The sequence below is a fragment of the Bradyrhizobium sp. CCGUVB23 genome (genome assembly GCF_024199885.1).
Classification (GTDB): Bacteria; Pseudomonadota; Alphaproteobacteria; order Rhizobiales; family Xanthobacteraceae; genus Bradyrhizobium.
Genome location: NZ_JANADQ010000001.1, coordinates 8,717,324 through 8,744,099, shown reverse-complemented (window position 1 = coordinate 8,744,099; position 26,776 = coordinate 8,717,324). Strand labels below are relative to the sequence as shown.

Sequence of the window (26,776 nt, the reverse complement as noted above, 5' to 3'; positions counted from 1 at the left end):
GGGGGCCAACTGTTAGAACGCCGCTCTCAGGGCTTCGCCATGGCATTTCACTTTCCTCCGACCCGCCCATCCCGGTTCGCCGCCGGGTGGCTCGCGCGCGGGCTCGTTGCCGCCGGCGTGGCGCTGAGCCTCGGCTGGGGCGGCATGCTCTATGCCGCCAATCAGAGCGTGCAGGGCGCCAAGAAGGAAGAAGCCGGCTTTGATGGCGACGCGCCCACCGCGATCCTGATCGAGGCGTCCAGCGGCAGCGTGCTGTTCGAGAAGAATGCCGACGAGCTGCGCGCCCCCTCCAGCATGATGAAGCTGATGACCGCGGAGGTCGTCTTCAATGCAGTGAAGAAGGGCGACATCAAGCTGACCGATGAATACCGGATCAGCGAGAATGCCTGGCGGAAGGGCGGTGCGCCCTCCGGCAGTTCCACCATGTTCGCCGCGATCAACAGCAAGGTATCGGTCGACGATCTCCTGCATGGCGCGATCATCCAGAGCGGTAACGACGCCTGCATCGCGCTCGCCGAAGGCATGGCGGGCAACGAGCGCCTTTTCGCCACCGATTTCATGACCAAGCGCGCCCGCGAGCTCGGCCTGACCAAATCGACCTTCGCCAATTCGAACGGGTTGCCCGACCCCGGCAACAAGATGACGGTGCGCGAGCTCGGCATTCTCGCGCGCCACGTCATCCTGGACTATCCGGAGTTCTACAAGCTGTTCGGCGAGAAGGAGTTCACCTGGAACAAGATCCGCCAGCCCAACCGCAATCCGCTGCTCAACGCCATGGAAGGTGCCGACGGGCTGAAGACCGGCTTCACCAAGGAGGGCGGCTACGGGATGGTCGGCTCGGCCGTGCAGAACGGCACGCGGCTGATCGTCGTCGTCAACGGCCTTGAAGACTCCGAGGATCGCGCCACCGAAGCCAAGAAGATGCTGGAATGGGGTTTTCGCAACTTCGAGACCCGGACGCTGATCGCGGCCGACCAGCCGGTGGGCTATGCAAAGGTGTTCGGCGGCGAGAGCCGCTCGGTGAAACTTGTCGCCAAGGATCCGGTCAAGGTGATGGTGCACAAGAACGGCGGCGACAAGCTGATCGCGCGCATCGTCTACAGCGGTCCGGTGCGCGCGCCGGTCCGGGAGGGGCAGCCGGTCGGCGTGGTGCGGGTCTGGCGCAGCGGCCAAATCGCTGTGGAGACACCGGTCTATGCGGCGGAGGCGATCGGCACCGGCTCAACCATGCGGCGCGCGATCGACGGCGCGAGCGAGCTCGTGATCGGCATGTTCCGCGCGGGCGCCGAGAAGCTCTGACCATGAACGAGATTGCAGTGAAGTCGCCGTCCGGGCGCGGGCGATTCATCACCTTTGAAGGCGGTGAGGGCTCGGGCAAGTCGACCCAGATCAAGCGGCTCGCCGACCGGCTCGACGCCACCAAGCTGAAGACCATCGTCACTCGCGAGCCCGGCGGCTCGCCCGGCGCCGAGATCATGCGCCATCTCGTGCTGTCCGGGATGGGCAAGCTGCTCGGGCCGGATGCCGAGACACTGTTGTTCGCGGCCGCCCGCGACGACCATGTCCGCACCGTGATCGAGCCGGCACTCAACCAGGGCACGTGGGTCCTGTGCGACCGCTTCGCCGACTCGACGCGGGCCTATCAGGGCAGCCTCGGCAGCGTGCCTGAAGGCGTCATCAACGCGATGCAGCGGGTTACGATCGGTGATCTCAAGCCGGACGTCACGATCATCCTCGATCTGCCGGTCGAGATTGGTCTGCAGCGCGCGGCCGCGCGGCGTGGCAGCGGCACACCGGATCGCTTCGAGGGCGAGAGCCTCAAATTCCATCAGGATCTGCGCGAGGCCTATCGCAAGATCGCAGCCGGCGATCCCGGACGCTGCGTGCTGATCGACGCCAGTGGCGATGCGGACACGGTCGCCGCGCGAATCTGGGCGGCGTTGCGCGATCGCGTGTTCAGCGCTCCGACGAAGGCAGCGTCCGCATGAGCCCTCGCCAGACCGAGCGCGAGACCGCGATTCCGCATCCGCGCGAGACCAGCCGCCTGTTCGGCCATCGTGAAGCCGAAGCGGCACTGCTCACCGCCTATCGCAGCGGGCGCATTCCGCATGCCTGGCTGATTGGCGGACCGCAAGGCGTCGGCAAGGCGACGCTGGCGTACCGGATGGCGCGCTTCGTCCTCGCGCATGGCCATCCGCTCGCGCCCGCCGTGCAGCGAGCCGAGGATCTGTCGATCGATCCGAACGATCCCGTGGCGCGTCAGGTCGCCGCCGGCTCGCATGGCGGGCTGTTGACGCTGGAGCGCACGGCGAACGACCGCGGCGTGATGAGGACGGTCATCACGGTCGACGAGACGCGCGAGACGATCGCATTCTTCGGCTCGACGGCGGCTGCCGAAGGCTGGCGCGTCTGCATCGTTGACACCGTCGATGAGCTCAATCCGAACGCGGCGAACGCGCTGTTGAAGATCCTAGAGGAGCCGCCACAGCAATCGCTGTTCCTGCTGGTCAGCCACGCGCCGGCGCGGGTGCTGGCGACGATCCAGTCGCGCTGCCGCAAGCTGCGCCTGCGCTCGCTTGCGACCGACGACGTGATCGGTGCTGCGGCTGTGGCCGCCGAGCTCGACGTGAGCGATCCGGCTCTGCGAGAGGCTGCAGAGGCTTCCGAGGGCAGTGTCGCGCGGGCGCTGACGCTGCTCGGCGGCGATGCGCTGAAGCTTCAGCAGCGTACCGCGGCGCTGCTCGCGCGTCTGCCGCAGGTCGATCCAAAGGAGCTGCACACGCTCGGCGATTCGCTCGGCACCAGCGATCGCGTGGCTCTCGCGGCCTTCATCGACGGCATCGACCGCTGGATCGCCGAGCGGCTGCATGCGGATGAGGCGAGCGCCAACCAGAACCTGCCGCGCCTTGCACGGCTTGCGGAGGTATGGGAAAAGATCGTCCGCGCCGCGCGCGACACCGAAACCTACAATCTGGAGCGCAAGCCGCTGGTTTTTTCGGTGTTCGGCTGGCTCGCGGACGCAACGCGCTAGGCGCTGGTTTCCATTTTTTTAGAGCCGCAAAGGAATTCGTGGTGGCAACGCGAGCTAAGAAAACCGTCAAACGCAAGAGCGGCAAGAAGGCTGCGAAAAAGACCGCCAAGAAAACGGCCAAGAAAACGGCCAAGAAATCGACCAAGAAAACAGCCAAGAAGGCCGCGAAGCGGTCGGCCAGGTCGCGTACGCCCAAAGCTGCCAAGAAGACCAGGAAGGTTGCTGCCAAGACTGCGAAGAAGTCCAAATCCAAGGCCAAAGCGCGCGTGACCAAGACGGCGAAGAAGGCCGGCAAGACGAGCGCTAAGAAGCAGGTCGTTGCCAAGAAGGCCGCCGGGAAAGCGGCGAAGGTCGTGAAGCCAACAGTGGTGGCTGCGCCACCCGCGAGGCCGGCCCCCGTCGCGGCTCCTCCCAAGGCTGCGAAGCCGAAAGCGCCGCGCGCGCCTGCTAAGAAAGAAGTCGCTCCGCAGACCGCAGAGCCGGTGGCGGCGCCGTCGCGCGAAAACGCCTTTTACATCACGACCGCGATCGCCTATCCCAACGGCCAGCCCCATATCGGCCACGCCTACGAGGCGATCTCGGCGGACGTGCTCGCGCGCTTTGCGCGACTCGACGGCAAGGACGTGTTCTTCCTGACCGGCACCGACGAGCACGGGCTGAAGATGGTCCAGACCGCGCAGAACGAGGGGCTGACGCCGTCGGCGCTCGCGACCCGCAACGCCAACCGCTTCAGGGAGATGGATGAGCGGCTCGACGTTTCGTTCGATCGCTTCATCCGCACCACCGAAGAGCAGCATCACCGCTCCAGCAAAGAGATCTGGCGGCGGATGGCTGATAACGGCGACATCTATGCCGACACCTATGCCGGCTGGTACTCGGTGCGCGACGAGGCGTATTACGCCGAGGACGAGACGCGCCTGAACGATGACGGTGTGCGGCTTGGTCCGCAGGGCACGCCGGTCGAATGGGTGGAGGAGAAGAGCTATTTCTTCCGGCTGTCTGCCTACCAGGACAAGCTCCTGAAGCTCTATGAGGAGAAGCCCGAGTTCATCGGCCCGGATGCGCGCAAGAACGAGGTGGTGAGCTTCGTCAGAAGCGGCCTGCGCGATCTTTCGATCTCGCGCACCACCTTCGACTGGGGCGTGAAAGTGCCCGGTGACGAAGAGCATGTGATGTATGTCTGGGTCGATGCGCTGACCAATTACATCACCGGCGTCGGATTCCCCGACGAGAGCGACGCCAACTGGGGCCGCTGGCCGGCGGACGTCCACATCATCGGCAAGGACATCATCCGCTTCCACGCGGTCTACTGGCCGGCGTTCCTGATGTCGGCGGGCATTCCCTTGCCGAAGCGGGTCTATGCGCACGGCTTCCTGTTCAACAGGGGCGAGAAGATGTCGAAGTCGGTCGGCAATGTCGTCGATCCCTTCAATCTCGCGGATCAGTATGGCGTCGACCAGATGCGCTATTTCTTCCTGCGCGAGGTGCCATACGGCCAGGACGGCAACTACAACCACGAGGCCATCGTCGCGCGCATCAATGCCGATCTTGCCAACGATCTCGGCAATCTCGCGCAGCGTTCGCTGTCGATGATCGCCAAGCAGCTCGGTGGGGTGCTGCCGGAGCCCGGCGAGTTCAGCGACAACGACAAGGCGATGTTGGCGCAGGCAGATGGCATGATCGCGCTTGCGCGTGAAGCGATGGCGACGCAGCAGATCCATCAATGGCTCAACGCGGTGTGGGCCGTGGTGGCCGAAGCCAACCGCTACTTCGCGGGCGAGGCGCCCTGGGCGCTGGCGAAGACCGATCCGGCGCGGCAGAAAACGGTCCTGTACGTGACCGCCGAAGTCGTGCGCCAGATCGCGATCCTGACCCAGCCCGCGATGCCGACGGCATCAGGCAAGCTGCTCGACAGCCTCGGCATCCCCGAAGGCGAGCGCAACTTTGCGATGCTCGGCGGCGAGAAGCGGATCGCGCCCGGCTCGACGCTGCCCGCGCCGACGCCGGCGTTCCCGCGCTACGTCGAGCCGGCGGCGTAAGGCCCGGACGATGTTGGTCGACAGTCACTGCCATCTGGATTTTCCGGATTTCTCGGACGATCTCGACGGGATCGTGTCGCGTGCCGCGGCCGCAGGCGTTGGCCGTATGGTCACGATCTCGACGCGGGTGCGCAAGCTCGACCAGCTCATCGCCATCGCCGAGCGCTACGACAACGTCTATTGCTCGGTCGGCACCCATCCGCACAATGCGGATGAGGAGGACGGCGTCTCCGCCGACGAGCTGATCGCGCTGACGAAGCATCCCAAGGTGGTTGCGCTTGGGGAAGCCGGGCTCGATTACTTCTACGACAACGGCTCGCCGGAGGCGCAGGCGAGGGGCTTTCGCGCCCATATCGCGGCGGCGCGCGCAACCGGCCTGCCGCTCGTGATCCACACCCGCGAGGCGGACGAGGATTGCGGGCGCATCCTGGAGGAAGAAGTCGCGAAAGGATCATTTGCCGCCGTGCTGCATTGTTACACGGGCGGACGCGAGCTTGCTCTGAAGGCGATTTCGCTTGGTCTCTACATCGGCTTCACAGGCATTCTGACCTTCAAGAAGTCGGAAGCATTGCGCGCGCTCGCGGCCGAGCTTCCGGCGGACCGCATCCTCGTGGAAACGGATTCGCCCTATCTCGCGCCGGGCAAATTCCGCGGCAAGCGCAACGAGCCGGCTTATGTGGTGGAGGTGGCAAAGGTGCTCGCCGAGACGTGCGGCGTATCGCTTGAGGAGATCTCGCGCCAGACCACCGAAAACTTCTTCCGCCTGTTCTCCAGGGTGAAGGCCTGAACCAGGGACGCCGCATGACACTGACGCTGACGATTCTGGGCTGCGGCTCCTCCGCCGGCGTGCCGCGCCCGGCGCTCGGCTGGGGCGCCTGCGATCCCAACAATCCAAAGAACCGCCGCCGCCGCTGTTCGCTGCTGGTCGAGCAGGCCGGCGAGCACGGCACCACGCGGATCGTGATCGACACCTCGCCCGACCTGCGCGAGCAGCTGATCGACGCCAATGTCGACCACATCGACGCCGTGTTCCTGACCCACGAGCATGCCGACCAGACCCACGGCATGGACGATCTGCGCTCGGTCGTGCTGCACATGCGCAAGCGCATTCCGACCTATTTCAACCAGTCGACCGCCAAAGACATCATGGCGCGGTTCTCCTATTGCTTCATCTCGCCGGAGGGCAGCGACTATCCGCCGATCCTGACGCGGCATTCCATCGAGGCGGGCGAGACCCAGACCATCCTGGGGAAGGGCGGCGCGGTGAAGATGACGGCCTTCCTGGTGCAACACGGCCAGATCCCCGCGCTCGGCTATCGTATTGGCGATGCCGCCTACACGCCCGACCTCAACGACATTCCGCGCGAGAGCTGGGGTGCGCTGGAAAATCTCGATCTCTGGATCGTCGATGGCCTGCGCTACACCGGCCACGTCAGCCATTTCAGCATCAATGACGCGCTGTCCTGGATCGAGCGCTTCAAGCCGAAGCGCGCTGTCATCACCAACATGACTGCTGACGTCGATTACGAGGTGGTGAGGCAGTCGCTGCCGGCGGGCGTGGTGCCGGCTTATGACGGCATGCGGCTGGAGATCGTGCCGTCGCCTTAGAGTTCGAAATGAGAATCGAGCAGGCCGCTCCAATCGTTCCTGCTCCGACCGTTCATGCTCACCAGTTTCCCTGTCCGGTCAAAATGAACGTACATTGTCCATGAAAACACGATTCCAAAGTGGTCGACCTCGCGTTGCGAGGTGAACATGGTCTCATCGTAATGCTGTAGATCGGGCACTCTCGACTTCACCACGTCCAGAGGGTCGCCCTTCCTCAGCAACTGCCATTCTCCTGGCATTGGTGGCTTGGCCATAAGAACGATACTAGTGGAAAGAAGTATAACGATTGCAAGGACAGCGATTTTCTTCACGGTGTCGTCCTACCAGGCGTAGCGCATGACGGCCTTGCCGGTATAGGACCGCACCTGGCTCGCGAATTCGCCGTCGAAGCTTGCGGCTGCGGCCCAGCCGTTCAGCCATTTCAATTCAATCGCCCCGCCCGCGAGCGCTGAGTTCGGAGCCAGCGCCGCGCCGCTGGCGAAGTAACCGAGGCCGGGCAGCGCCTGGAAAGCCGGTGCAACCGTGCTTGCGGCGCTGAAATCATGCGCCCAGGCGAGGTGCGTCCGCAAATTCAGCGCACCGCCCTGAAGCGCGAAGGACGCGTTGGTGCGCAAGCCCAGTTCGCTGCGGCTGTCGGTGACACGATCGCTGCCGAAGGCCGCCGCAAACGCGTTCGTAGCAAAGGCCGGTTGGGATGCGTTTGCCGGCAGGCTGAAGGCCATGACCTGTCCGGCAGCGTAAGCGGTCACGCCGAGCCAGGGAATCGCGAAGCGATAGCCGCTCTCGATGCGGCCGGAATAAGCATTGGCGTTGAAGGCCGCGTTGAGCTGGTCGACGCCGGGATGATCGCTGGTGATGGCTTGCCAGCCATAGGCAACCGCCGTGGCGACATAGGCCTGCCCGACCGTATGCCTGACGAAGGTTCCGGCCTGAAACAGATCGGAGCGACCACTGCCGGCGCTGCCGGCGAAATTGGTGCCGCCGCCGGCCATGGCAAAGCCAAACCGCGTTTGCGGCGACAGCGAGTAATCGGCCCCGACCACGGTTGCAAAAATCCGGCTCGATGAGCTCGGGCCCGGCGCGGCGCTGCTGCCTGCCACTTGCGAGCCGCCGATTCCCGAAGCCCAGACGTTCCAATGCGGCGCGTACGAGGAGCCGGTGAGGGGCATCTTGCCGTAGAGGGCCTCATAGACCTCGCGCCCGACACCACCGCGCGTTCGATCTGACGGGATCGCGGCGTAGGCCGCCAGCGCTTCGTCAGCGAGCGCCGGCGAGGCTTCCGCGCCGCGACCGTCGATAGCGGGATCGAGCAGCGTCTGCGTGAACTGCGTCATCGCGAGGAAAGTCGCTTGCGCGGTCTCGGCCTGGGACAGCGCCAATGGGCCCGGTGGCGATGCCGGACCGATGCCGGCACTCATACCCGAAGGTGGCGACATGGCTGCAGCAGCGACGCTCGGCTGACTGGTTGGATTGCTGCCCACGGGAGGTGAGGTCATGCCGCCGGTGACCGCGCCGCTGTTGGGCGTGGCCGGAGAGGCGATGGCAGCGCTGCCGGCGTTTGGCGTTGCCGGCGATGCGGGACCTGCGGGCATCTGAGGTGTTTGCGGGGACGATGCAGGAGCGGCAGCCTGCTCCGTCGCAGGCGCGCTAACAGGCGCCTCCGGCAGGCCTTGCGCGTGCGCGATGCCCGGAAGCAATCCGATCATCAATAGCAGCGCCCGACGCAAAGATGCGTCTGTGCGCAAGACAAATCGCATGAAGCGCCCCACCGGGCCGGTCGCCCGCCGCGTCTATCGCGCAGCGCCTCGTTCGGGAATCAGCGAATCCGACCTTTTGAAACCGTAGGCAGGCCGGGATTTTTTTCAAATCTTTTCCGGCCGTTTCCGGACTTTCACGGGAACCCGAGCCCCGATCGCACGCAACAGGCGAATCAGGCTGATATCGCCTTCGCCGAGTCCACCTGGTTGCGCAGCAGGAATTTCTGGATCTTGCCCGTGGACGTCTTCGGGATCGGCCCGAACACCACGGCCTTCGGGGTCTTGAAGCCCGACATATGCGAGCGGCAGAACGCGATGATGTCGGCTTCGCTGGCGCTCGCGCCGTCCTTCAGTTCGACGAAGGCGCAGGGCACCTCGCCCCATTTCGGGTCGGGTTTTGCCACCACGGCTGCGAACAGCACGGCCGGGTGCTTGTAAAGGATGTCCTCGACCTCGACGGAGGAGATGTTCTCGCCGCCGGAGATGATGATGTCCTTGGAGCGGTCCTTGATGATGACGTAGCCGTGCTCGTCGAGCACCCCGAGATCGCCGGTGTGAAACCAGCCGCCTTCGAAGGCCTCTTTGGTGGCATTCTCGTTCTTCAGATAGCCCTTCATCACGATGTTGCCGCGGAACATGACCTCGCCGATGGTCTCGCCGTCGCGCGGCACCTCCTGCATGGTCTGCGGATTGATGACGGTGACGCCTTCCTCCAGCGGGTAGGGCACGCCCTGCCGGCGCTTCATACGCGCGCGCTCAGGCGCGGACAGTTCATCCCAGCCCGGCTGCTCGGCGCAGACGGAGGCGGGGCCATAGACCTCGGTGAGCCCGTAGACGTGGGTGAGCCTGATGCCGATGCTCTCGGCGCCTTCGAGCACGGCGACGGGCGGCGCCGCGCCCGCAATCAGGCCAACGATGCGCCGAGCGGCATTTCCCTTGGGCGCATCGGGCGCGTTGATCAGCGTGTTGTAGACGATCGGCGCGCCGCACATGTGCGTGACGCCGTGCGTCTTGATCAGCTCGAAGATCTTGGTCGGCTCGACCTTGCGCAGGCAGACGTTGATGCCGGCCGATGCGGCAATGGTCCAGGGGAAGCACCAGCCGTTGCAATGGAACATCGGCAGCGTCCAGAGATAGACCGGATGCTGGCCGAGATTGCCGGCGAGGATGTTGCTGACGGCGTTGAGATACGCGCCGCGATGATGGGTGACGACGCCCTTGGGATTGCCCGTGGTGCCCGAGGTGTAGCTCAGCGCGATCGCGTCCCATTCGTCCTGCGGCGGGATCGCGTTGAAGCCGGGGGCGCCCTGCGCGACCGCTGCTTCATACTCGATCTCGCCGATACGCTGTCCGCCCTTGAATGAAGTGTCGTCGACGTCGATCACAAACGGCTTTGGACCCTTCATCTGCGCCAGCGCATCGGTGATGACACCGGCAAACTCGGGATCGACCAGGATGATCTTGGCCCCGCCGTGATCAAGCTGGAACGCGATCGAGGGCGCGTCGAGGCGGATGTTCAAAGCATTGAGCACCGCGCCGGTCATCGGGACCGCGAAATGCACCTCGTTCATCGCAGGTACGTTCGGCAGCATGGCTGCCACGGTGTCGCTGACGCCGATGCCCTTGCCTGCCAGGTACGATGCAAAGCGCCGGCACCGCTCATAGGTCTCGGCCCAGGTGAAGCTGCGGCTTTCATAGACGGTGCTGACATGGTCGGGATAGACGGCGGCGCTGCGCGCGAGGAAGCTCAACGGGCTCAATGGCACGTAGTTGGCGGGCGTCTTGTCCAGGCCGATATTGTAGTGGTTCTGCCTCTTATTCATCGGCACACTCCCTCAACTCTTCAAAGGAATCCGATCGAAATCCACGGGAAGATCGCAACGATAATCAATCCCACCAGCAACGCCAGCAGGTAGCCCCAGATTGGCCTGATGCCTTCGGCGGGGTCAACGCGTCCAATCGCGCAGGCGGCATAATAGCCGACGCCGAAGGGCGGGGCGAACAGTCCGATGCCCATGGCGAGGATGATGACCATGGCATAGTGCACCTCATGCACACCGACGGCGCGCGCGATCGGAAACAGAAGCGGCCCGAACAGCACGATGGCCGGAATGCCCTCCAGCACGCTGCCGAGGATGGTGAAGGCCAGGATCGAAACCGCGATGAAGGAAGCCGAGCCGCCGGGCAGCCCGGTCATGGCTGATGCGAGCGAGCGCGAGAAGCCGGATTGCGTCAGGCCCCACGCCATGCCGGTGGCGGTGCCGATGATCAGCAGGATCGCCCCGGACAGCGCCGCAGTCTCGACCAGCATCGGAAACAGCCGCCGCCAGTCGAAGCGGCGGTAGATCAAAAGGCCGACCAGGACGCCGTAAACGATGCCGATCGTGGAGACCTCGGTGGCGGTCGCAATGCCTTCGACCACCGCGTAGCGGATCACGAACGGCAGGGCCAGCGCGGGCAGGGCAATGACGAAGGTCTTGCCGATCTCGCCAGCCGTGGCGCGGCGGACATGGCCCATGTCCTCGTGGCGGTAGCGCCACCAGACCAGCATGCAGAGCGTCAGCGCCAGCACCACGCCGGGCAGCAGGCCGCCGGTGAACAGGGCCGCGATCGAGACGCCCGTGACCGAGCCAATGGTAATGAGCACGAGGCTCGGCGGAATGGTTTCGGTCTGCGCGCCGGTGGCCGCGAGGAGGGCGACGAGATCGCCGGGCCTGGCGCCGCGCTGCTTCATCTCGGGGAACAGGACCGGCGCGACCGCGGCCATGTCGGCTGCCTTGGCGCCGGAGATGCCGGAGACCAGATACATGGCGCCGACCAGCACGTAATGCAGCCCACCGCGGACATGGCCGAGCAGGCTCGCCAGGAAGGCCACCATGGCCCGGGCCATGCCGGTCATTTCGATCAACAACCCAAGGAACACGAACAGCGGCACCGAGAGCAGGATCAGATGGCTCATGCCCTCGTCCATCCGCCCGACCAGCACCATCACGGGTGTGCGCGTGGTCAACGCGAGATAGCCAAAGATCGCAAGGCCAAAGCCGAACGCAATGGGAACGCCAGCAAAGACGCAGAAGCCGGCGACGCCGACGAAGAAGATCACCAGGTTGAGATTGCCGAGCGGCCGCAAATACGGCTCGGCGAGCCAGAACGAACCGACGACGACGGCAACGGTCAGCGCGGCCGTCAGCACGGTCCGATAGTCGGCGGCGCGCAGCAGGCGCAGCACTGCGAACGCCGCCATCAGGCAGATGCCGACCGGCAGCGCCGCGGCGCGCCACATGTTCGAGATCTGCAGCGCCGGCGTGGTGATGAAGCTTTCCTCATAGGCGTAATCGTAGGACGGCCAGACGATCATCACGAGGAACGCCAGCGCGGCGCAGACCGCTACGAGATCGAGATAGGCCCGCATCGCCGGGCGCGCGCTCGCGACGATCGCCGTCATGCGCATGTGCTCGGAGCGGCGGAACGCCACCGCGGCGCCCAGCATCGCCAGCCACAGGAACAGGATGGAGGCGAGCTCGTCCGACCAGATCAGCGGCCGGTGAAATCCGTAACGCGCGACGACGCCGGCGAACAGGATGACGATCTCGGCGACGACCAGGATCGCCGCCGGGGTCTCGACGATGAAGCCGAGCAGGCGCTCCAGCGAGGCCAGAAACGAAGGTCGGCGAGGGGACTGCACGGTCACCTCGCCCACCACCTCGGTCACCTGAACCTCGATATGAGCCATGACGGCCTTGATCTTGATGCGTTACGACAGCTTGCCGACGGCCTTTTCCAGGAGGTCCCAGGCCTGATCGCCGTACTTGCCCTTCCATTCGGCATAGAAGCCGGCGCTGCGCAGCTTGTCGCGGAACGGCGCGGTTGCCGGCTGGTTGAAGGTCAGGCCCTTGCCGGCCAGCTCCTGCTGAAGGTTGGCATTGAGCTTGGCGGTGTCGGCGCGTTCCTTGATGGCGGCGGCATTGATGTTCTTGGCAACGATGTCGCGCACGTCATGAGGGAGCTTTTCCCAGGCGCGGCGGTTCGCCAGGAACCAGAAGCCGTCCCACATGTGGTTGGTCAGCGAGCAGTACTTCTGCACCTCGTAGAGTTTTGCGGTCGAGATGATCGCCAGCGGGTTCTCCTGGCCCTCGACGACCTTGGTCTGGAGCGCCGAATAGACCTCGCTGAAATTGATCGAGGCGGGCGCCGCGTCGAACGCCTTGAACATCGAGGTCCAGAGCGGCGAAACGGGCACGCGGATCTTGAAACCCTTCAGATCGTCCGGGCCGTTGATCGGCCTGGTCGAGGACGTGGTCTGCCGGAAGCCGTTATCCCAGATCTTGTCCATGACCTCGAGGCCGGCCTTCTTGATCTCGCCGCGGACATGGGCACCGAGATCGCCGTCCATGGCCTTCCAGACCGTGTCGTAGTCCGGAAACGCGAAGCCGATGCCGTTGATCGAGGCCGCTGGCACCAGCGTCGCAAGGATCAGGCCGGACAGCGTGAAGAACTCGACGCCACCAGAGCGGATCTGGCTCAGCATGTCGGTGTCGGAGCCGAGCTGGTTGTTCGGGAAGATCTGGAGGTCGAACTTGCCGCCGGTCTCGCTCTTGATCGCCGCAGCCATCTCCTTGGCTCGGATGTTCAGCGGATGGGTGTCCGGCAGGTTATTGGCGTATTTGTACGAAAACTCGGCCGTCTGGGCGCGCGCCACATGGGGTGCGCCGATACCGCTAACAACGGCGGTGGCGGCGGAGGCCTTGAGAAGCGTGCGTCGGGAAAAGCTCATCGGGGGTTTGCTCCCAAAAGGTTTGTTGTTGTTCTGAGATGCAAACCTATACGGACGGAAGGCCATGAGGTCATCTGCGATCTCGCGAGGTGTCGCTTATTGCAGCGGAGCCGGGCCGCGGCAATATCGGCTTTCGGAGGTGCGGGCTCACCACAAAACCTGGCAAAACAACCCCATGCAAAGTAGCGCCCGTTAGCGGCCACCAGGCTCAACGGCTGTGACGATTTGGGAGCTCAACCGAATGCGTGCTGTCAGGAATTCCGTGTAAATATCTGATCTAATTCGATATAAAAATATTCCATAATATACCTTATGCGAATTACGGATATGGGCTTGCAGATCAGGCCGGATATTTCCGCAGCTACCCAGAACCCCGCTCCCGGCTCACAATTAACTCTCCAAGCGAAGCCCAAGGCCAATCTCTTCACAGGCGGCAAAGACCGCTGTTCCTGGGAGTCTCATCATGCCGAAGCATGCCGCGCGCGGGCCTGAGTCTCGGGCCATTCCATTCGATGCCGCCAAGCTCGACCGTCTCATGGAGGCCGCCGGCCTCGATGTGCTGATCGCGACCTCCAAGCACAATGTGCAGTACCTCTTGGGCGCCGAGCGCGCGATCTTCTTCGACTACATGGATGCGCTGGGCGTCAGCCGGTACCTGCCGGTCCTGGCCTATCCCAAAGGCGAGCCCGGGAAGGCCATCTATGTCGGGCACCGCCTGGAGACCCATCAGCGCGCGGTGGCGGCACCATGGGTGCCGCAGGTCAAGACCGAGTCCAACGGCTCGGTCGATGCCGTCACGCGCGCCGTCGACGCCTTGAAGGACGCTGGCGTGCCGATGAAGCGGGTTGGGGTCGAGATGGCGTTTCTGCCGATGGACGCCGGGCATGCGCTGGCCGACACCCTAGCCGATGGCGAGCTCTGGGACGCGCTCCTGCTGCTGGATCGCCTGCGTGCAGTCAAGTCGGACACCGAGCTTGCCAAGCTCAAGACCGCCTCAGAGCTCGTGATCGCGTCCATGCTGGAGGTGATTTCGAAGCATGGCCCGGGTACGACCAAGCAGCAGCTGTCCGACGCCTTGCGCATCGCGGAGGCCCAGCGCGGGCTGACCTTCGAATATTGCCTGCTTGCCTGCGGCAACAGCCACAACCGGGCGCCGTCGCCGCAGCGCTGGGAGCAAGGCGATGTGCTCTCGCTCGACTCCGGCGGCAATTATCACGGCTATATCGGCGACCTCGCCCGCATGGCCGTGCTGGGCGAGCCGGATGGTGAATTGAAGGACCTGCTGGCCGAGATCGAGGCCGTCCAGCGCGCCGCCTTTGCCGCCGTGCGGCCGGGCGCGCTTGGCGGCGCGATCTATGCTGCGGCCGAGCAAGAGCTCGCGAAAATCAGCCAGCGCGACTGCACCGATTTCCTGGCCCATGGCATGGGCCTCGTCAGCCACGAGGCCCCTCGCCTGACCGCCGAAGGTCCGGTTCCCTACGATGATCCCGACGCACGGCTGCCGCTGGAGTCAGGCATGGTGGTGTCGATCGAGACCACCATGAAGCATCCCAAGCGCGGCTTCATCAAGCTCGAGGACACCGTCGTGGTGACGCCGACGGGCTACGAGATCTTTGGCGAAGCCGGCCGCGGTTGGAATCTCGGCGGTAGCGCGCTTTAGCGGCGTGGCTCCGATATCCGTCAGGTCCGCCGCCGATGCCGATAATCCCGTGGGGACAGTCCAAAGCGCTGGCGAAAATTGCGATTGAAATTCGAGAGGTCGCCAAAGCCCCAGCGGAAGGCGATGTCGGAGACCCGCATATCCATTGGTCCCTCAAGTTCGGCCGCGCAGCGGAGCAGCCTGTGCTCCAGCACGGTTTGCGCGAACGAGTGCTCCCACTCCTCGAACACCTTGTGCAGATAGCGGGTGGAAATCCGGAAATGCGCCGCGACGGAGGCGGCAGAGAGCGAGGGATCGGCGAGGTTGGCGTCGATGAACTTCAGGATGGCGGCGTGAAGCCCGCGGTGCAGGGACTGGCGCTGACCCATTCGCGCCTCCTCCGTCCCGCCGACTGAAAGCGCCACCAGGTTCACCAGATCGAGGGCAAGGGACTCCGCTGCGTCCGCAGGCAGATCACTGACGCGGCCGGCGAGCGATTTGAGAAAGCTTATCGTGATCTCGCCCAGAGCGCCGGTGTTCGAGACGCAGATGCCCGTCGACCGGTCGGGCGCCTGCAGCAATGGTCGCAGCATGTGCCGCGGGATGCGAAACGAAAATACGTCCCAATCGTCCATGAAATCGAGAAAATACGGCCGCGTCGAATCGACAATGGCGAACTGGTTCGGTCCAACGATGGTCTCTCTGCCTTCCGTCTCGTAGCGACAGCGCCCCGCCAGTTGAAGGTTCACGAAATACACCTCCCGGGGCGACTTTCTGATCTCCGCATCCCCGCGGATGACGTGGTGAGCCTTTGACTGGACGGTCGTCACGTTGATGGTCGAAAGCGGCTGAGCCGTTACGCGGCTGGGAAACCGCCGCAGGTCTCGTCGCTCGGCAAGCTCGGGCCTGAGCGTCACGAAGGCCTCGCACAGCACTTCGCGCCAATAGGCAAACTGTTCGCGGTCGGGCAGCTCTTCGGTGTTCCAAATCTGCATCAGACCCACCTCTCCGCCCGGCATGGCGGCTTTGGCTTGTGTCCATCAAGCAAGATCGAGGCCATCGCCGTTCGCTCACGGCCAAGTTTTCATTCTCTCATTGCCAAGAAGCGATGCTGCGCCACGGCCGAAACTGGCAGCCAGTTCACACGCGAACCGGAGCTGCCAAATGACTGTAACCTTCAAGCTGAGCACCGATCAACTCGCGATCAGGTCGGGTGCGCGGGCTTTCGCGGAATCCGTGCTGACGGCGGTCAAGCCGGAAATCGACGAGTACGCCAAGCCGGACGAGCGCTTCTACGCGACGCGTCCTTTCTACGCGAAAATGGTCGAAGCTGGTTTCGTCAAGGCGCTTATTCCAGCAGAGTATGGCGGCGCAGCAATGTCGACGCTCAACTTCGCTCTCGGTGCCGAAGAGCTTGCGCGCGTCGATATCAACGTCCCATCGGCCGTGCTGGCGACGGGGCTGGGATTGCAGCCGGTCCTGCGGTTCGGAACCGAGCTGCAAAAGTCGGAATTCCTCAAGCCGTTCATCGAAGACGGCATGAGACTCGCTGCACTGGCATTCACGGAGGTCACGGGAGGCGCCAATTTCGACACGCCCGATCCAAGGTTCGGGGTCCGCACCTTCGCCATTCGCGAGGGCGATGACTGGGTCATCAATGGCGAGAAGCACTACACGACCAACGGCACCGGGTGGGACGGCAAAGGCGCCCACCTCTACTCCGTCGTCTGCCGCACCGATCCTGGCAAGGGACCAGCCGAGTCGCTGGCGGTCATCATGGTCCCCGGCAACACGCCCGGGATCAAGGTGACCGGGATATTGGATACTCTGGGCCATCGCGCCACGATTTCACCCCGCATGCGCTTCGAGAATGTTCGCGTCCCCGCGCGCAACATCATCGGGGCCCCCGGCCAGGGCGGGAAGATCATCGGCACCGCCTTCGCATGGACGGCTGCGCTGATCGGGGCCGCGACGGTCGGCGTCATGCGCGCTGCGTTTGATTGCGCGCTGAATTTCGCGCGCACGGACAGGCGATCTGGACCGGTTCCTGTGATCGAGCACCAGAACGTCGGGTACATGCTGGCCGACATCAAGATGCGCATCGAGGCAGCCCGTTACCTGAGCTGGAAAGCCTGCGAGCAATTCGATCTGTCCGGAGGAAGCGATCACGAGCTTCCCCACATGGCCAAGGTGTATTGCTCAGAGCTCGCCGTGCAGGTCGTCTACGATGCCATGAGGCTGGTCGGCGTCGACAGCTACACGGACATGCATCCGCTCGCGAGCCTGATGCAGGATGCCCTCTGCTTCCCGCTCTACGACGGCGGAAACATGGGCGTGCGGCGGCGCCAGTTGCACGAGTTGATCAGGAGCCCGTCCTACGATCCCTTGGCGGCCGCCGAGGGGATTCACGACTAGCGGGCCCATGTCCTCGCTGAAGATCTTTCAGCCGCAGATCTCCGCGGGCCATGAGGCGTGAGCGCAGCGCATCTTGCCTGGCGGCAACCTTCTGCCCGCAACCAAAAATGGCACCGGGAGGAGACGCTGATGCAAGGTTTTGTGCGCGCCGTGGTGGCCGTTGTTGCCCTGCTTGCGTTGTCGGTGCCGGCGCGTGCGGACCGCTGGATCGCGAGTTGGACAGGCTCGGCCCAAGGGCCCTATCCGGCAGGAAATGCGACGGCGCAGCCCGAACTCCGATTTGCCTTCCCCTCTCCGGAGCTGGGCGCTCGGGATCAGAGCTTTCGCCTCGTCGTTCGGCCTGATGTGTGGGGAGGCCAAACCCGCATTCGGCTATCGAACGTGTTTGGAACCCGGCCGGTGACGTTCGACAACGTATTCGTCGGCTTGCAACACAGCGGCGCCGCGATTGTCGAGGGCACCAATGTCGCGGCTCAGTTCGGTGGCAAGTCCAGCATCACGATCCCTGCGGGCGAAAGCGTCGTCTCCGATCTGACCGCGCCCGGCGATGGTTCCAGGAGCAGCGAGATCGCCGAGACCGGCTTCCCGTTCTCGACCACCTCTTGGTACTTCCTGGATGAGGTCGACATGAGCGTCGCCGATCGCACCCAACTAATCGTCGCCTTCGGCGATTCGATCACGGACGGTACTGGGACCACGATCAACGGCGATGACCGCTGGCCGGATGTCCTGTCGCGCCGGTTGCATGCGCGTTTCGGTGACGACTACGTCATCGTCAATCAGGGCATCGGCGGCAACCAGGTCGCTGGCCCGTCGGATTATTCCCCGGACAAGCCGTTTGCGGGTGGCCCCTCGGCAATCTCGCGGCTCGACCGTGACGTCATCAGCCTGCCGGGCGTCGCCGCGGTGATCTGGATGGAAGGCATCAACGACTTCGGGGCCGCCGACGCTGCCGTGGAAACGGTGGAGAACGGCTATTCCAACGGCGTCGCGCGGCTGCGCGAGCGCATCCCCGGCGTGACGATCGTTGCCGCGACCCTGACATCGGCGCTGCACAGCATCATCGCGACGCATGGCCGCGTTGAGGTCGACGCCAAGCGCAAGGCACTCAACGAGTTCCTGCGCACGAGCAAGATTTTCGATGGCGTCGTCGATTTCGACGCGGCGACGTTCGATGCCGCGACCGGCGAGATCAAGTCGGCGATGCAGCCTAATTCATCGACGGGTGGACCGGGTGACAAGCTCCACCCCAACCGCGCCGGATATGCCGCGATGGGCAATGCGATCGAACTGGAGATGATCACACCGCGCAAAGGCAAATAGAGCTGCCATCGGTCCTGCTTTCAGGAGCATCGCCCGGGCTTTTTTCGGCGAGACGCGCACCAAGACTAGCGCAGCGGCAATAGCTCGATCTGGCTCTGCGCCTTCTTGACGGCGCTGGCGAACCAACTCTGGTTCGGCGCCGCTTTGGCAAAGCATGCCGTGAACGCGGCCATCGCCTGATCCTCACGGGTCATATCGCCCCGCGGGTCCTTCTTGTTGATGGGCTTTGCCATCATCTGTTTCCAGACCTGCTCGCAGGCCGGGATCTCGGCTGTCTTCACGGCGTCGCGGACGGCGACGAAATAGACATTCTCGCCCTGGATCACGACCACGTCGATTTCGCTCGGCGGCCCCTTGATGTCGCCGTTGCCGCGCAAGCCCAGCACGGCGACCGCGACGCTCGCCGCTGCAGGCCTGGCGATCGGCAGCTCCGCATATTTGGCGAAGGCGGCGTCCTGGATCGCAGAGTAATAGAAGCGGTCTGACTTGAACGCGGCGCCCATCTCCTGCGGCATGCCGTCCTCGCGGTGCTCGCCGAGCCAGTGCTTGAGCAGAGCCATGGTCGTCACCACGGCCTCCGTCTTGTCGGCTTTGGAGTAGAAGGCGAGTCCGTCAAGATGGCCAAAGCCCGAGTCGCCCTTGAAGAGGGTGTCGACATTTGACTGTGGGACAGCAGGAAGTCCTTTGATCACGACCGGCCCGATCCGGCCGCGCAACACCCCCGCGAGCTCCTTGAGCGCCGCCTCGTGCTGCTTGGAGGTCTCGTCGTTCTCCGGCGCTTTGGAGAATTTTTCGATGTAGCGATCGCGCAAGTCGATGTAGTGCTGCTCGAGGTAACGTTGCTCGGAACCGGCAGCATTTGCGCTCGTGACGCACATGAGCAAGCAGAGCAGGCTAAGCCACTTCATAACGATCCCGCCGGGTGAGGAGCTGTCTTCAGTCTTTGTGCCCGGGTTCCGCGGGAAGGTTCATTCCGAGGAGGGCGCCCTCGCCTTGCGCCGGCACTAGCGCCGGCCGCCGACCTCGTCGATCCGGCGCAGCATGTCGGCAGGATCTTCATAGACGCGGAAGGCGCCGGATTGGCGCAGCTCGTCCGGCCCGTAGCCGCCGCTCAAGAGGCCGACGCCAAGCGCGCGGCAACGGACGGCGGCCATCATGTCCCAGACGCTGTCGCCGACCACGACCGCCGTCTCGATCGGCGCGTTCAGCCGCGCGGCTGCAGCGAGAAACAAATCGGGATCGGGCTTTGCATATTTGACCTGGTCGCGCGTCACCACGGGCGTGCGTTGCGGATCGACGCCGAGCGAGGTGAGATTCACGGCCGCGGTCTCCATCCGGCCGCTGGTGGCGATCGCCCACGGGATCTTCGCCTCCGACAGCCATTGCAGCAATTCACGTGCGCCCGGCAGCGGGCGGATCTGGCCCGCCTGTTGCTGGTAGGATGCCGCATGCGCGCGGCGCAGCCGGTCGATGCGCTCCTCGCTGATCTCCACCCCGATCTCGCGCAGGAGCTGGTTGGTGAAGAGACCACCGCTCATGCCGATCTTGCGGTGGATGCGCCAGACCGAGAGCTCGATGCCCTCGGCATCGAGCGCGTGCTTCCAGGCGAGAACGTGCTGATAGACGCTGTCGACCAGCGTGCCGTCGAGGTCAAACAGGAAGACCGGTTCGATGCGCATGCAAGCTCTCCATCTGATCGTAGCGGCGGAGCGCCCTCGCCTCCGCCGCGACATGGAAGCATACGATCAAGACGATAGCTTGTTCCTCTAGAGCGCGATGGGATTGAACCATCATCGCGCTCTTAGGCTATTGTTTGAGCATGACCTTTTCGGAAAACGCTTCACACTTTTCCGGATCATGCTCAGGCGTCAGCGATGGCGCAGTCGGCGATTGACCCGGCGGGCCAGATAGTCGCCGGCGGATTGGACCGCCTGCACCAGCGCGATCAGCACGACCACGACGGCGAGCATCATCTCCGGCATGAAGCGCTGGTAGCCGTAGCGGATGCCGAGATCGCCAAGCCCGCCTCCGCCGACCGCACCGACCATCGCGGAGTAGCCGAGCAGGCTGACGATTGCGAGCGTGAGCGCGAGGACGAGGCCGGGCAGCGCCTCGGGGATCAGCACCTTGAACACGATCTGCAGCGGCGATGCTCCGAACGAGGACGCCGTCTCGATCAGCCCGGCATCGACCTCGCGGATCGCGGCTTCGACGAGCCGCGCGATGAACGGCGTCGACGCAATCGTCAGCGGCACGATCGCCGCCGTCGATCCGATCGACGTGCCCGCGACGAGGCGCGTGAACGGGATGATTGCGACCACTAGAATGATGAACGGTGTCGAGCGCGTCGCGTTCACGACCATGCCGAGCACGGCATTGACCGCGGGCGCGGCGAACAGCTCGCCCTTGCGGCTGGTCGCCAGGAATACACCGATCGGCAGGCCGAAGACGGTGCCGAGCAGCGCGGCGATCGAGACCATGAACAGGCTCTCGCCTGTGGCCTGGACGATGAGATTGATCATTTCAGGCGACATGGCCGAGACGCTCCGAAGCGAATTGGTGTTGCGCGAGCCAGGCCAGCACCTGCTGTGCCGCCCCCTCCCCGGCGGGAATCCCGATCGTCAACGAGCCGACATGCTGGCCGCCGATCTCGTCGATGCGCGCGGCCAGCAGCGCCACGTCGATGCCGACCTCGCGCGCGAGCCGCGCCACGAGCGTGTTGCCCGCACCCGTGCCGCGCACCTGGACGCGGATCACGGCCTGCCCGCCCGCAACCGGTGCGCTCGTAAGGCGCGAGGCCAGCGACACCGGCAGGCTATCGCCGACAACCTCGGCGATGAAGGATTGCGTGATGGGATGCTGCGGATTGGTGAAGATGTCTGCGACGTGGCCGCGCTCGACGACGTGGCCGGCATCGATCACGACCACCTCCTTCGCGAGCTGCCGCACCACGGACATCTCATGCGTGATCAGCACGATCGTCACGCCAAGCTCGCGATTGATGTTCGCGAGCAAATCGAGGATTGCGCGCGTGGTCTGCGGATCGAGTGCCGAGGTCGCCTCGTCTGACAGCAGCACGTTGGGGCGCGTCGCCAGCGCCCGTGCGATGCCGACGCGCTGCTTCTGGCCGCCGGAGAGTTCCGAGGGATAACGGTCGGCCTTGTCAGCGATGCCGACGAGCGCGAGCAGCTCGGCGACACGCGCGCTGATCTCGGTCTTCGGCCAGCCGGCGATTTCCAGCGGCAGCGCGATGTTGTCGGCGGCGGTGCGCGAGGACAGCAGGTTGAAGTGCTGGAAGATCATTCCGATCGAGCGCTGCGCGAGCCGCAGGTTCCGGCCGGCGAGCGCGGAGATGTCGCGACCGTCGACCACGACGCGGCCGGTGGTCGGTTTCTCCAGCCCGTTGATCAGGCGCACCAGGCTCGACTTGCCCGCGCCGGAGCGGCCGATCACGCCGGTGATCGATCCGCGCGCAAGCGCAAAGTCGATGTCTCGCAACGCATGAACGCCGGGCTTGTGGCGATAGGCCGGATAGACCTTGGAGATGCCTTCAAACCGGACCATGGCGTCGGGCGCATCGCCGGGCGAAATTGCTGCGTGTGCCCCGATCGGTTCCCCGACCGCGAGCGCTTGGTGTGCATTCATTCGAAAAACTCTCATTCGCAAGGCATCGCCGGCTCGAGCGGCCAAGCGAGGTGGCAGCGCTGGGAAGCGTCAGGCGAGCGGGATTGCCGGACTGCGCGCTGCATTGCAGCACGCACAATCGCCCGATCCGGCCTGTCTTGCAATCGCAGATATCCGGGCCGTACTAGGCAAAGCTTTCCAGAATTCTCTCCGCCGGAGAAAATTCGTTCGCGCCCCGTCCTAGCCTCCGCGGATCTGCAACCACGGCAGCACGATCACGAGCAATCCGGCAAAATAGATCAGCCCGAAAATCAGGCCAAAGCCCCAGAACTGGCCCTTGCCGATATAGCCGCTGCCGAAATACATCGGCGCCGGCCCCGTGGCGTAAGGCGAGATCACGCCCATCAGGCCCAGCGAATACATGCAGAGCATCGCAAGCGTCGTGACCGGAAGGCCCGCGATGCCCGAGCCGACCGCGAGCACCACCGGCAGCACGGCCGCCGCGTGCGAGGTGATGCTCGAGAAGAAATAGTGGATCCAGAAGAACAGCGCGACCAGCATGATCATCGCCGTCGACGGCGACAGCCCGGCGAGCGGTTTGGCGTATTCGTTCGCAAACCATTTGATGAAGCCGATCTCGTTCAGGCCGGAGGCCAGCGTCAGCAGCGAGGTGAAATAGAAGAACACCTCCCAGGCGCTTTTCTCGCTGACGATGTCGTTGAACTCGACGACGCCGGTGATCAGCATCAGTGAAATCACGATGAACACGACCGTGGTGGCGTTGATGAAGTTCGAGCCGAGGATCGGCAGGCTGATGTCGGGGGTCGAGCCCGTGATCCACAGGAACATCGCGAGCACGATCAGGGCCAGCATGATCCATTCGGGGCGCGACATCGGCCCCATCGTTGCGAGCTCGCGGCTCGCCCATTCGGAGATCTCGGGGCTGCGCTTCACCTCGGGACGGCATATGGCATAGCCCAGAAGCGGAACCAGCAGCATCAGGAGGATGCCGAGCGGCGCGAAGCCGATGAACCACTGCGCCCAGCTTATGTCGATGCCCGCGGTCCTCTTGGCGATGGCGAGCGCCGCCGCATTGGGCGCGAGCGCGGTGAAGAACAGCGAGCTCGTCACTGCGGTCGCGGCGAATGCAGTCCACATCACATAGGTGCCGATCTTGCCCGCGGTCGGGCCGGGCTCGGAGCCGTAGATGCGCGGGATGTTGCTGATGATGGGATAGACGATTCCGCCGCTGCGCGCCGTGTTCGAGGGTGTTGCCGGCGCCAGCAGGAAATCCGACATGGCGACCGCATAGCCGAGGCCGAGCGTGTTGCCCCCGAGGCTGCGCACCAGAACGAGCGCGATGCGCCGGCCGAGCTGGCTCTTGCGATAGCCGATCGAGAACACGAACGCGCCGACGATCAGCCACACCGTGCTCTCGGCAAAGCCCGCCAGCATCCAGCGCAGCGATTTGGTTGGATCGGGGTCGATATAGCCGCTGATACCGGCGACCGTCAGCCCGATCAGGCCGACCGCGCCGACCGGCATCGATTCAAGAATGAGACCGGTGATAACCGCCGCAAACACCGCAAAATAGTGCCACTGATTGGCGTTGAGACCCGCAGGCACCGGCCACAGATAGATTGCAAGCCACACCACGAGCGGGGCGAACAGCTTCCAGCGAAATCCCTTCGCCTCGGGCGCCTTTGCGTCAACCATCACGGGCTCTCCCCCTCAATTCCTGTGGCGTTATCCCGGCTCGTTGACCGAGGTTCAGCGCCCCGAGGGGCCGTATACGGATAGTCTAAGACGCGATCAACGGCCGCGCGAGGCCAACCCACCGGCGAGGTCACAAACACGTGGCGTCATGCGGTTTGCCAGGGCCTCGACAGGCGCGGACCGAAGCGCCTATCTTGCCCGAATGAGCAGCGATCATGACCACCACCATCATCACGATCACGACCATTCGGAACTCTCCGAGACCGAGCTGCGCGTGCGCGCGCTCGAGAGCATCCTGACGGAGAAGGGCTACGTCGATCCGGCCGCGCTGGATGTCCTGATCGAGACCTATGAAACCAAGGTGGGCCCACGCAACGGCGCGCGCGTGGTCGCGCGGGCCTGGACCGACCCGGACTATCGCGAACGACTGTTGAAGGATGGCACAAGCGCGGTCGCCGAGCTCGACTATGTCGGACGCCAGGGCGAGCATCTTGTCGTGGTCGAGAATACGCCGGACCTGCACAACATGGTGGTGTGCACGCTGTGCTCCTGCTACCCGTGGCCGGTGCTGGGCTTGCCGCCGGTCTGGTACAAGTCGGCCCCCTATCGCTCGAAGGCGGTGAAGGATCCGCGCGGCGTCTTGAAGGATTTTGGCTTCGAGCTGCCGCCGGGCACGAAAATCCGCGTCTGGGATTCAACCGCCGAGATCCGTTACCTCGTGCTGCCGATGCGGCCCGCGGGCACCGAGGGCTGGAGCGAGGAGCGCCTTGCCGATCTCGTCACCCGCGACAGCATGATCGGGACTGGCCTGCCAAAGCGGCCGCACGAGGTAGCGTGATGGACGGTGCGCATGACATGGGCGGCGTGCCTTGGTCAGGGCCCGTCAGACCCGAGCCGAATGAGCCGGTGTTTCACGCCGAATGGGAGCGGCGCGCGTTTGCGCTGACGCTCGCAATGGCGACGGTGGGCAGGTGGAACATCGACATGTCGCGCTTTGCCCGCGAGAACCGCCCGCCGGAGGATTATCTCAGCAAGAGCTATTACGAGATATGGCTCGCTGGAATCGAGCGGTTGATGGGAGAACGCGGGCTCGTTGCGGCCGACGAGATCGCGGCCGGCAGGGTGCTGCATCCCGTAAAGAACGTCGACAAGATCCTGAAGCGCGACGACGTCGCGGCCGTTCTCCGTCGCGGCGGCCCGACCGAGCGCGAGACCACACGCCCTGCCCTGTTTGCCGCCGGCGATCGCGTACGCGCCAAGAATATCCACCCGGCAACACATACCCGGTTGCCGCAATATGTGCGCGGCCATGTCGGCCACATCGAGCGGGTTCTCGGCTGCCACGTGTTCCCTGACAGCAACTCGCGCGGCGCTGGCGAAGATCCGCAATGGCTTTACACGGTGACGTTCGCAGGCACTGATCTGTGGCCCGACGTGCCGGATCCGGCATTGACCGTCTCGGTCGATGCCTGGGAGCCCTATCTGGAGCGCGCGTGATGGCGACGCGTTCGCAGGCCGCGCGGGAAGCCATCCGCGCGGTGCCCGGCATTCCCCGCGATGACGACGGCCCTGTCTTCCGCGCGCCCTGGGAAGCCCATGCCTTCGCGATGGCGCTGACACTCTACGAACGCGGCCTGTTCAGCTGGAACGAATGGGCAGCCGCGCTCGCCGAGGAAATCAGCCGCGCGCAAGGAGCGGGCGATCCCGACACCGGCGAGACCTACTATCTGCACTGGCTCGCCACGCTGGAAAGGCTCGTCGCCATCAAGGGGGTCACCTCCACGGAAACCCTGCACCGCTACCGCGACGCCTGGGATCACGCTGCCGATCGCACTCCGCACGGCCAGTCGATCGTGTTACAGGCGGAGGATTTTGGCTAATCGCCCCAACCCACACTGTCATTCCCCGCGTAAGCGGGGAATCCAGTACGCCGCGGCTTCTCCGTATCCCGCAACCGCCTCTGGAATACTGGATCATCCGCTTTCGCGGATGATGATACCGAGTATGTAGCGCTACCGTCGCGCCACGTACTCCGCCCACCCCTTCGCTCGCAGGCTGCACGCGGGACACTCGCCGCAGCCATAACCCCAGTCATGCTGCGCGCCGCGCTCGCCGAGATAGCAGGTGTGGGACTGCGCGCGGATGAGATCGACGAGAGGGTCGCCGCCGAGCTCATGCGCGAGCTGCCAGGTCGCGGCCTTGTCGATCCACATCAGTGGCGTATGCAGCTCGAACTTGCGCGCCATGCCGAGCGAGAGCGCGCTCTGCATCGCACGGATGGTGTCGTCGCGGCAGTCGGGATAACCGGAGTAATCCGTCTCGCACATACCGCCGACGATATGCGTGATGCCGCGCCGGTAGGCGAGCGCGGCGGCAAAGGTCAGAAACACCAAATTGCGGCCGGGCACGAAGGTGTTGGGCAGGCCGTCGGCGCCCATCGCGATTTCGACGTCACGGGTCAGCGCCGTCTCGGACACCGCTGCCAGCGTCGGAATCGAGAGCGTATGGCTCTCCCCCAACTTGGCCGCCCAATCTGGGCGTAAGCGCTTCAGGCCGCCGACAAGGTGCTCGCGGCAGACAAGCTCGATGGCATGGCGCTGGCCGTATTCGAAGCCGAGCGTCTCCACGCGCGCAAAGCGGTTCAGCGCCCAGGCGAGGCAGGTTGTGGAATCCTGGCCGCCGGAAAACAGCACCAGGGCGGTTTCGGATGAAAATTGTTCGCTCATGGGCGCGATTTAGCACCGCGTGCCTGCGCCGCCAATCGGTGGAAATCGGCTCATTTCACGGCGTTGTGCTGGGAACGCCGGGCCGCTTGCGGCATAAAGCTGACATTGAGGAGAATTGGCCCGC

Annotated in this window: 24 protein-coding genes; 12 read left to right on the top strand and 12 right to left on the bottom strand. The window is 64.5% G+C overall.

Annotation, left to right across the window (positions count from 1 at the left end):
• The first annotated feature begins 39 nt into the window (after window positions 1–39).
• Genes NLN62_RS40870 through NLN62_RS40845 form a run of 6 tightly spaced genes read left to right on the top strand, consistent with a single transcriptional unit; the run spans window position 40 to window position 6,678 of the window.
• Window positions 40–1,299, top strand: coding sequence for a D-alanyl-D-alanine carboxypeptidase family protein (locus tag NLN62_RS40870; RefSeq protein ID WP_027523289.1), 1,260 nt, complete (start codon window positions 40–42; stop codon window positions 1,297–1,299).
• A gap of 2 nt (window positions 1,300–1,301) precedes the next feature.
• The gene (gene tmk, locus NLN62_RS40865) at window positions 1,302–1,988 is read left to right on the top strand and encodes a dTMP kinase (RefSeq protein WP_254112411.1); all 687 of its coding nucleotides are present in this window, start codon (window positions 1,302–1,304) and stop codon (window positions 1,986–1,988) included.
• The gene (locus NLN62_RS40860; protein WP_027523287.1) at window positions 1,985–3,031 is read left to right on the top strand and encodes a DNA polymerase III subunit delta'; all 1,047 of its coding nucleotides are present in this window, start codon (window positions 1,985–1,987) and stop codon (window positions 3,029–3,031) included. Before tmk ends, NLN62_RS40860 begins: the two co-directional genes overlap by 4 nt.
• A 41-nt stretch (window positions 3,032–3,072) precedes the next feature.
• Window positions 3,073–5,070, top strand: a complete 1,998-nt coding sequence (gene metG, locus NLN62_RS40855; RefSeq protein ID WP_254112410.1) for a methionine--tRNA ligase — start codon at window positions 3,073–3,075, stop codon at window positions 5,068–5,070.
• Between the two features lie 10 nt (window positions 5,071–5,080).
• The gene (locus NLN62_RS40850; protein WP_027523285.1) at window positions 5,081–5,857 is read left to right on the top strand and encodes a TatD family hydrolase; all 777 of its coding nucleotides are present in this window, start codon (window positions 5,081–5,083) and stop codon (window positions 5,855–5,857) included.
• A gap of 14 nt (window positions 5,858–5,871) precedes the next feature.
• The gene (locus NLN62_RS40845) at window positions 5,872–6,678 is read left to right on the top strand and encodes an MBL fold metallo-hydrolase (RefSeq protein ID WP_027523284.1); all 807 of its coding nucleotides are present in this window, start codon (window positions 5,872–5,874) and stop codon (window positions 6,676–6,678) included.
• Here NLN62_RS40845 and NLN62_RS40840 read toward each other — a convergent pair.
• The 5 genes from NLN62_RS40840 to NLN62_RS40820 form a co-directional block, all read right to left on the bottom strand.
• Complete coding sequence (locus NLN62_RS40840) at window positions 6,675–6,989, bottom strand: hypothetical protein (RefSeq protein ID WP_254112409.1); 315 nt, start codon at window positions 6,987–6,989, stop codon at window positions 6,675–6,677. The genes NLN62_RS40845 and NLN62_RS40840 overlap by 4 nt on opposite strands.
• 9 nt (window positions 6,990–6,998) lie before the next feature.
• A complete protein-coding gene (locus tag NLN62_RS40835) occupies window positions 6,999–8,384 on the bottom strand; it encodes an autotransporter outer membrane beta-barrel domain-containing protein (protein ID WP_254112408.1) in 1,386 nt (461 codons plus the stop codon).
• 224 nt (window positions 8,385–8,608) lie between these two features.
• Entirely contained in the window at window positions 8,609–10,258 is a 1,650-nt protein-coding gene (locus NLN62_RS40830) for an acyl-CoA synthetase (RefSeq protein WP_254112407.1), read from the bottom strand.
• A gap of 20 nt (window positions 10,259–10,278) precedes the next feature.
• Window positions 10,279–12,168, bottom strand: a complete 1,890-nt coding sequence (locus tag NLN62_RS40825) for a TRAP transporter large permease subunit (RefSeq protein WP_254112406.1) — start codon at window positions 12,166–12,168, stop codon at window positions 10,279–10,281.
• Window positions 12,169–12,189: 21 nt separating this feature from the next.
• Window positions 12,190–13,209 (bottom strand): TRAP transporter substrate-binding protein, encoded by a 1,020-nt coding sequence (locus NLN62_RS40820; RefSeq protein ID WP_027523280.1) that lies wholly within the window; start codon window positions 13,207–13,209, stop codon window positions 12,190–12,192.
• A gap of 463 nt (window positions 13,210–13,672) precedes the next feature.
• Between NLN62_RS40820 and NLN62_RS40815 the strand changes: the two genes are divergently transcribed.
• Entirely contained in the window at window positions 13,673–14,869 is a 1,197-nt protein-coding gene (locus NLN62_RS40815) for a Xaa-Pro peptidase family protein (protein ID WP_254112405.1), read from the top strand.
• Window positions 14,870–14,889: 20 nt separating this feature from the next.
• Here NLN62_RS40815 and NLN62_RS40810 read toward each other — a convergent pair whose 3' ends face one another.
• The gene (locus tag NLN62_RS40810; RefSeq protein WP_254112404.1) at window positions 14,890–15,843 is read right to left on the bottom strand and encodes a helix-turn-helix domain-containing protein; all 954 of its coding nucleotides are present in this window, start codon (window positions 15,841–15,843) and stop codon (window positions 14,890–14,892) included.
• Between the two features lie 169 nt (window positions 15,844–16,012).
• Here NLN62_RS40810 and NLN62_RS40805 point away from each other — a divergent pair, with 169 nt between their 5' ends.
• On the top strand, window positions 16,013–17,263 hold the full coding sequence (locus tag NLN62_RS40805) for an acyl-CoA dehydrogenase family protein (RefSeq protein WP_254112403.1): 1,251 nt from the start codon (window positions 16,013–16,015) through the stop codon (window positions 17,261–17,263).
• Between the two features lie 129 nt (window positions 17,264–17,392).
• On the top strand, window positions 17,393–18,586 hold the full coding sequence (locus tag NLN62_RS40800; protein ID WP_254112402.1) for a GDSL-type esterase/lipase family protein: 1,194 nt from the start codon (window positions 17,393–17,395) through the stop codon (window positions 18,584–18,586).
• 65 nt (window positions 18,587–18,651) lie between these two features.
• Here NLN62_RS40800 and NLN62_RS40795 read toward each other — a convergent pair whose 3' ends face one another.
• The 5 genes from NLN62_RS40795 to NLN62_RS40775 all read right to left on the bottom strand — a co-directional run bounded on the left by NLN62_RS40795 (window position 18,652) and on the right by NLN62_RS40775 (window position 23,926).
• A complete protein-coding gene (locus tag NLN62_RS40795; RefSeq protein WP_254112401.1) occupies window positions 18,652–19,494 on the bottom strand; it encodes a hypothetical protein in 843 nt (280 codons plus the stop codon).
• A gap of 96 nt (window positions 19,495–19,590) precedes the next feature.
• Window positions 19,591–20,265, bottom strand: coding sequence for an HAD family hydrolase (locus NLN62_RS40790; RefSeq protein WP_254112400.1), 675 nt, complete (start codon window positions 20,263–20,265; stop codon window positions 19,591–19,593).
• Window positions 20,266–20,454: 189 nt separating this feature from the next.
• Window positions 20,455–21,120, bottom strand: coding sequence for a methionine ABC transporter permease (locus NLN62_RS40785; RefSeq protein ID WP_027523273.1), 666 nt, complete (start codon window positions 21,118–21,120; stop codon window positions 20,455–20,457).
• Complete coding sequence (locus NLN62_RS40780; RefSeq protein ID WP_254112399.1) at window positions 21,110–22,231, bottom strand: methionine ABC transporter ATP-binding protein; 1,122 nt, start codon at window positions 22,229–22,231, stop codon at window positions 21,110–21,112. The genes NLN62_RS40785 and NLN62_RS40780 overlap by 11 nt, the downstream gene beginning before the upstream one ends.
• A gap of 219 nt (window positions 22,232–22,450) precedes the next feature.
• Complete coding sequence (locus NLN62_RS40775) at window positions 22,451–23,926, bottom strand: DASS family sodium-coupled anion symporter (protein WP_371933080.1); 1,476 nt, start codon at window positions 23,924–23,926, stop codon at window positions 22,451–22,453.
• Window positions 23,927–24,128: 202 nt separating this feature from the next.
• Between NLN62_RS40775 and nthA the strand changes: the two genes are divergently transcribed.
• The 3 genes from nthA to NLN62_RS40760 are packed head-to-tail and all read left to right on the top strand — an operon-like array spanning window position 24,129 to window position 25,806.
• Entirely contained in the window at window positions 24,129–24,764 is a 636-nt protein-coding gene (gene nthA, locus NLN62_RS40770) for a nitrile hydratase subunit alpha (RefSeq protein ID WP_027523270.1), read from the top strand.
• Complete coding sequence (gene nthB, locus NLN62_RS40765; protein WP_254112397.1) at window positions 24,764–25,423, top strand: nitrile hydratase subunit beta; 660 nt, start codon at window positions 24,764–24,766, stop codon at window positions 25,421–25,423. The genes nthA and nthB overlap by 1 nt, the downstream gene beginning before the upstream one ends.
• Window positions 25,423–25,806, top strand: coding sequence for a nitrile hydratase accessory protein (locus NLN62_RS40760; RefSeq protein ID WP_254112396.1), 384 nt, complete (start codon window positions 25,423–25,425; stop codon window positions 25,804–25,806). The genes nthB and NLN62_RS40760 overlap by 1 nt, the downstream gene beginning before the upstream one ends.
• Window positions 25,807–25,938: 132 nt before the next feature.
• Here NLN62_RS40760 and queC read toward each other — a convergent pair whose 3' ends face one another.
• The gene (gene queC, locus NLN62_RS40755; protein WP_027523267.1) at window positions 25,939–26,652 is read right to left on the bottom strand and encodes a 7-cyano-7-deazaguanine synthase QueC; all 714 of its coding nucleotides are present in this window, start codon (window positions 26,650–26,652) and stop codon (window positions 25,939–25,941) included.
• Between the last annotated feature and the right edge of the window lie 124 nt (window positions 26,653–26,776).

Bases quoted from the DNA above. Each gene is read 5' to 3' on its own strand.
- NLN62_RS40870 (WP_027523289.1), top strand. From the start codon at position 40: ATGGCATTTCACTTTCCTCCGACCCGCCCATCCCGGTTCGCCGCCGGG.
- tmk (WP_254112411.1), top strand. From the start codon at position 1,302: ATGAACGAGATTGCAGTGAAGTCGCCGTCCGGGCGCGGGCGATTCATC.
- NLN62_RS40860 (WP_027523287.1), top strand. From the start codon at position 1,985: ATGAGCCCTCGCCAGACCGAGCGCGAGACCGCGATTCCGCATCCGCGC.
- NLN62_RS40850 (WP_027523285.1), top strand. From the start codon at position 5,081: ATGTTGGTCGACAGTCACTGCCATCTGGATTTTCCGGATTTCTCGGAC.
- NLN62_RS40845 (WP_027523284.1), top strand. From the start codon at position 5,872: ATGACACTGACGCTGACGATTCTGGGCTGCGGCTCCTCCGCCGGCGTG.
- NLN62_RS40835 (WP_254112408.1), bottom strand. From the start codon at position 8,384: ATGATCGGATTGCTTCCGGGCATCGCGCACGCGCAAGGCCTGCCGGAG.
- NLN62_RS40830 (WP_254112407.1), bottom strand. From the start codon at position 10,258: ATGAATAAGAGGCAGAACCACTACAATATCGGCCTGGACAAGACGCCC.
- NLN62_RS40825 (WP_254112406.1), bottom strand. From the start codon at position 12,168: ATGGCTCATATCGAGGTTCAGGTGACCGAGGTGGTGGGCGAGGTGACC.
- NLN62_RS40820 (WP_027523280.1), bottom strand. From the start codon at position 13,209: ATGAGCTTTTCCCGACGCACGCTTCTCAAGGCCTCCGCCGCCACCGCC.
- NLN62_RS40815 (WP_254112405.1), top strand. From the start codon at position 13,673: ATGCCGAAGCATGCCGCGCGCGGGCCTGAGTCTCGGGCCATTCCATTC.
- NLN62_RS40810 (WP_254112404.1), bottom strand. From the start codon at position 15,843: ATGCAGATTTGGAACACCGAAGAGCTGCCCGACCGCGAACAGTTTGCC.
- NLN62_RS40805 (WP_254112403.1), top strand. From the start codon at position 16,013: ATGACTGTAACCTTCAAGCTGAGCACCGATCAACTCGCGATCAGGTCG.
- NLN62_RS40800 (WP_254112402.1), top strand. From the start codon at position 17,393: ATGCAAGGTTTTGTGCGCGCCGTGGTGGCCGTTGTTGCCCTGCTTGCG.
- NLN62_RS40795 (WP_254112401.1), bottom strand. From the start codon at position 19,494: ATGAAGTGGCTTAGCCTGCTCTGCTTGCTCATGTGCGTCACGAGCGCA.
- NLN62_RS40790 (WP_254112400.1), bottom strand. From the start codon at position 20,265: ATGCGCATCGAACCGGTCTTCCTGTTTGACCTCGACGGCACGCTGGTC.
- NLN62_RS40785 (WP_027523273.1), bottom strand. From the start codon at position 21,120: ATGTCGCCTGAAATGATCAATCTCATCGTCCAGGCCACAGGCGAGAGC.
- NLN62_RS40780 (WP_254112399.1), bottom strand. From the start codon at position 22,231: ATGAATGCACACCAAGCGCTCGCGGTCGGGGAACCGATCGGGGCACAC.
- NLN62_RS40775 (WP_371933080.1), bottom strand. From the start codon at position 23,926: ATGGTTGACGCAAAGGCGCCCGAGGCGAAGGGATTTCGCTGGAAGCTG.
- nthA (WP_027523270.1), top strand. From the start codon at position 24,129: ATGAGCAGCGATCATGACCACCACCATCATCACGATCACGACCATTCG.
- nthB (WP_254112397.1), top strand. From the start codon at position 24,764: ATGGACGGTGCGCATGACATGGGCGGCGTGCCTTGGTCAGGGCCCGTC.
- NLN62_RS40760 (WP_254112396.1), top strand. From the start codon at position 25,423: ATGGCGACGCGTTCGCAGGCCGCGCGGGAAGCCATCCGCGCGGTGCCC.
- queC (WP_027523267.1), bottom strand. From the start codon at position 26,652: ATGAGCGAACAATTTTCATCCGAAACCGCCCTGGTGCTGTTTTCCGGC.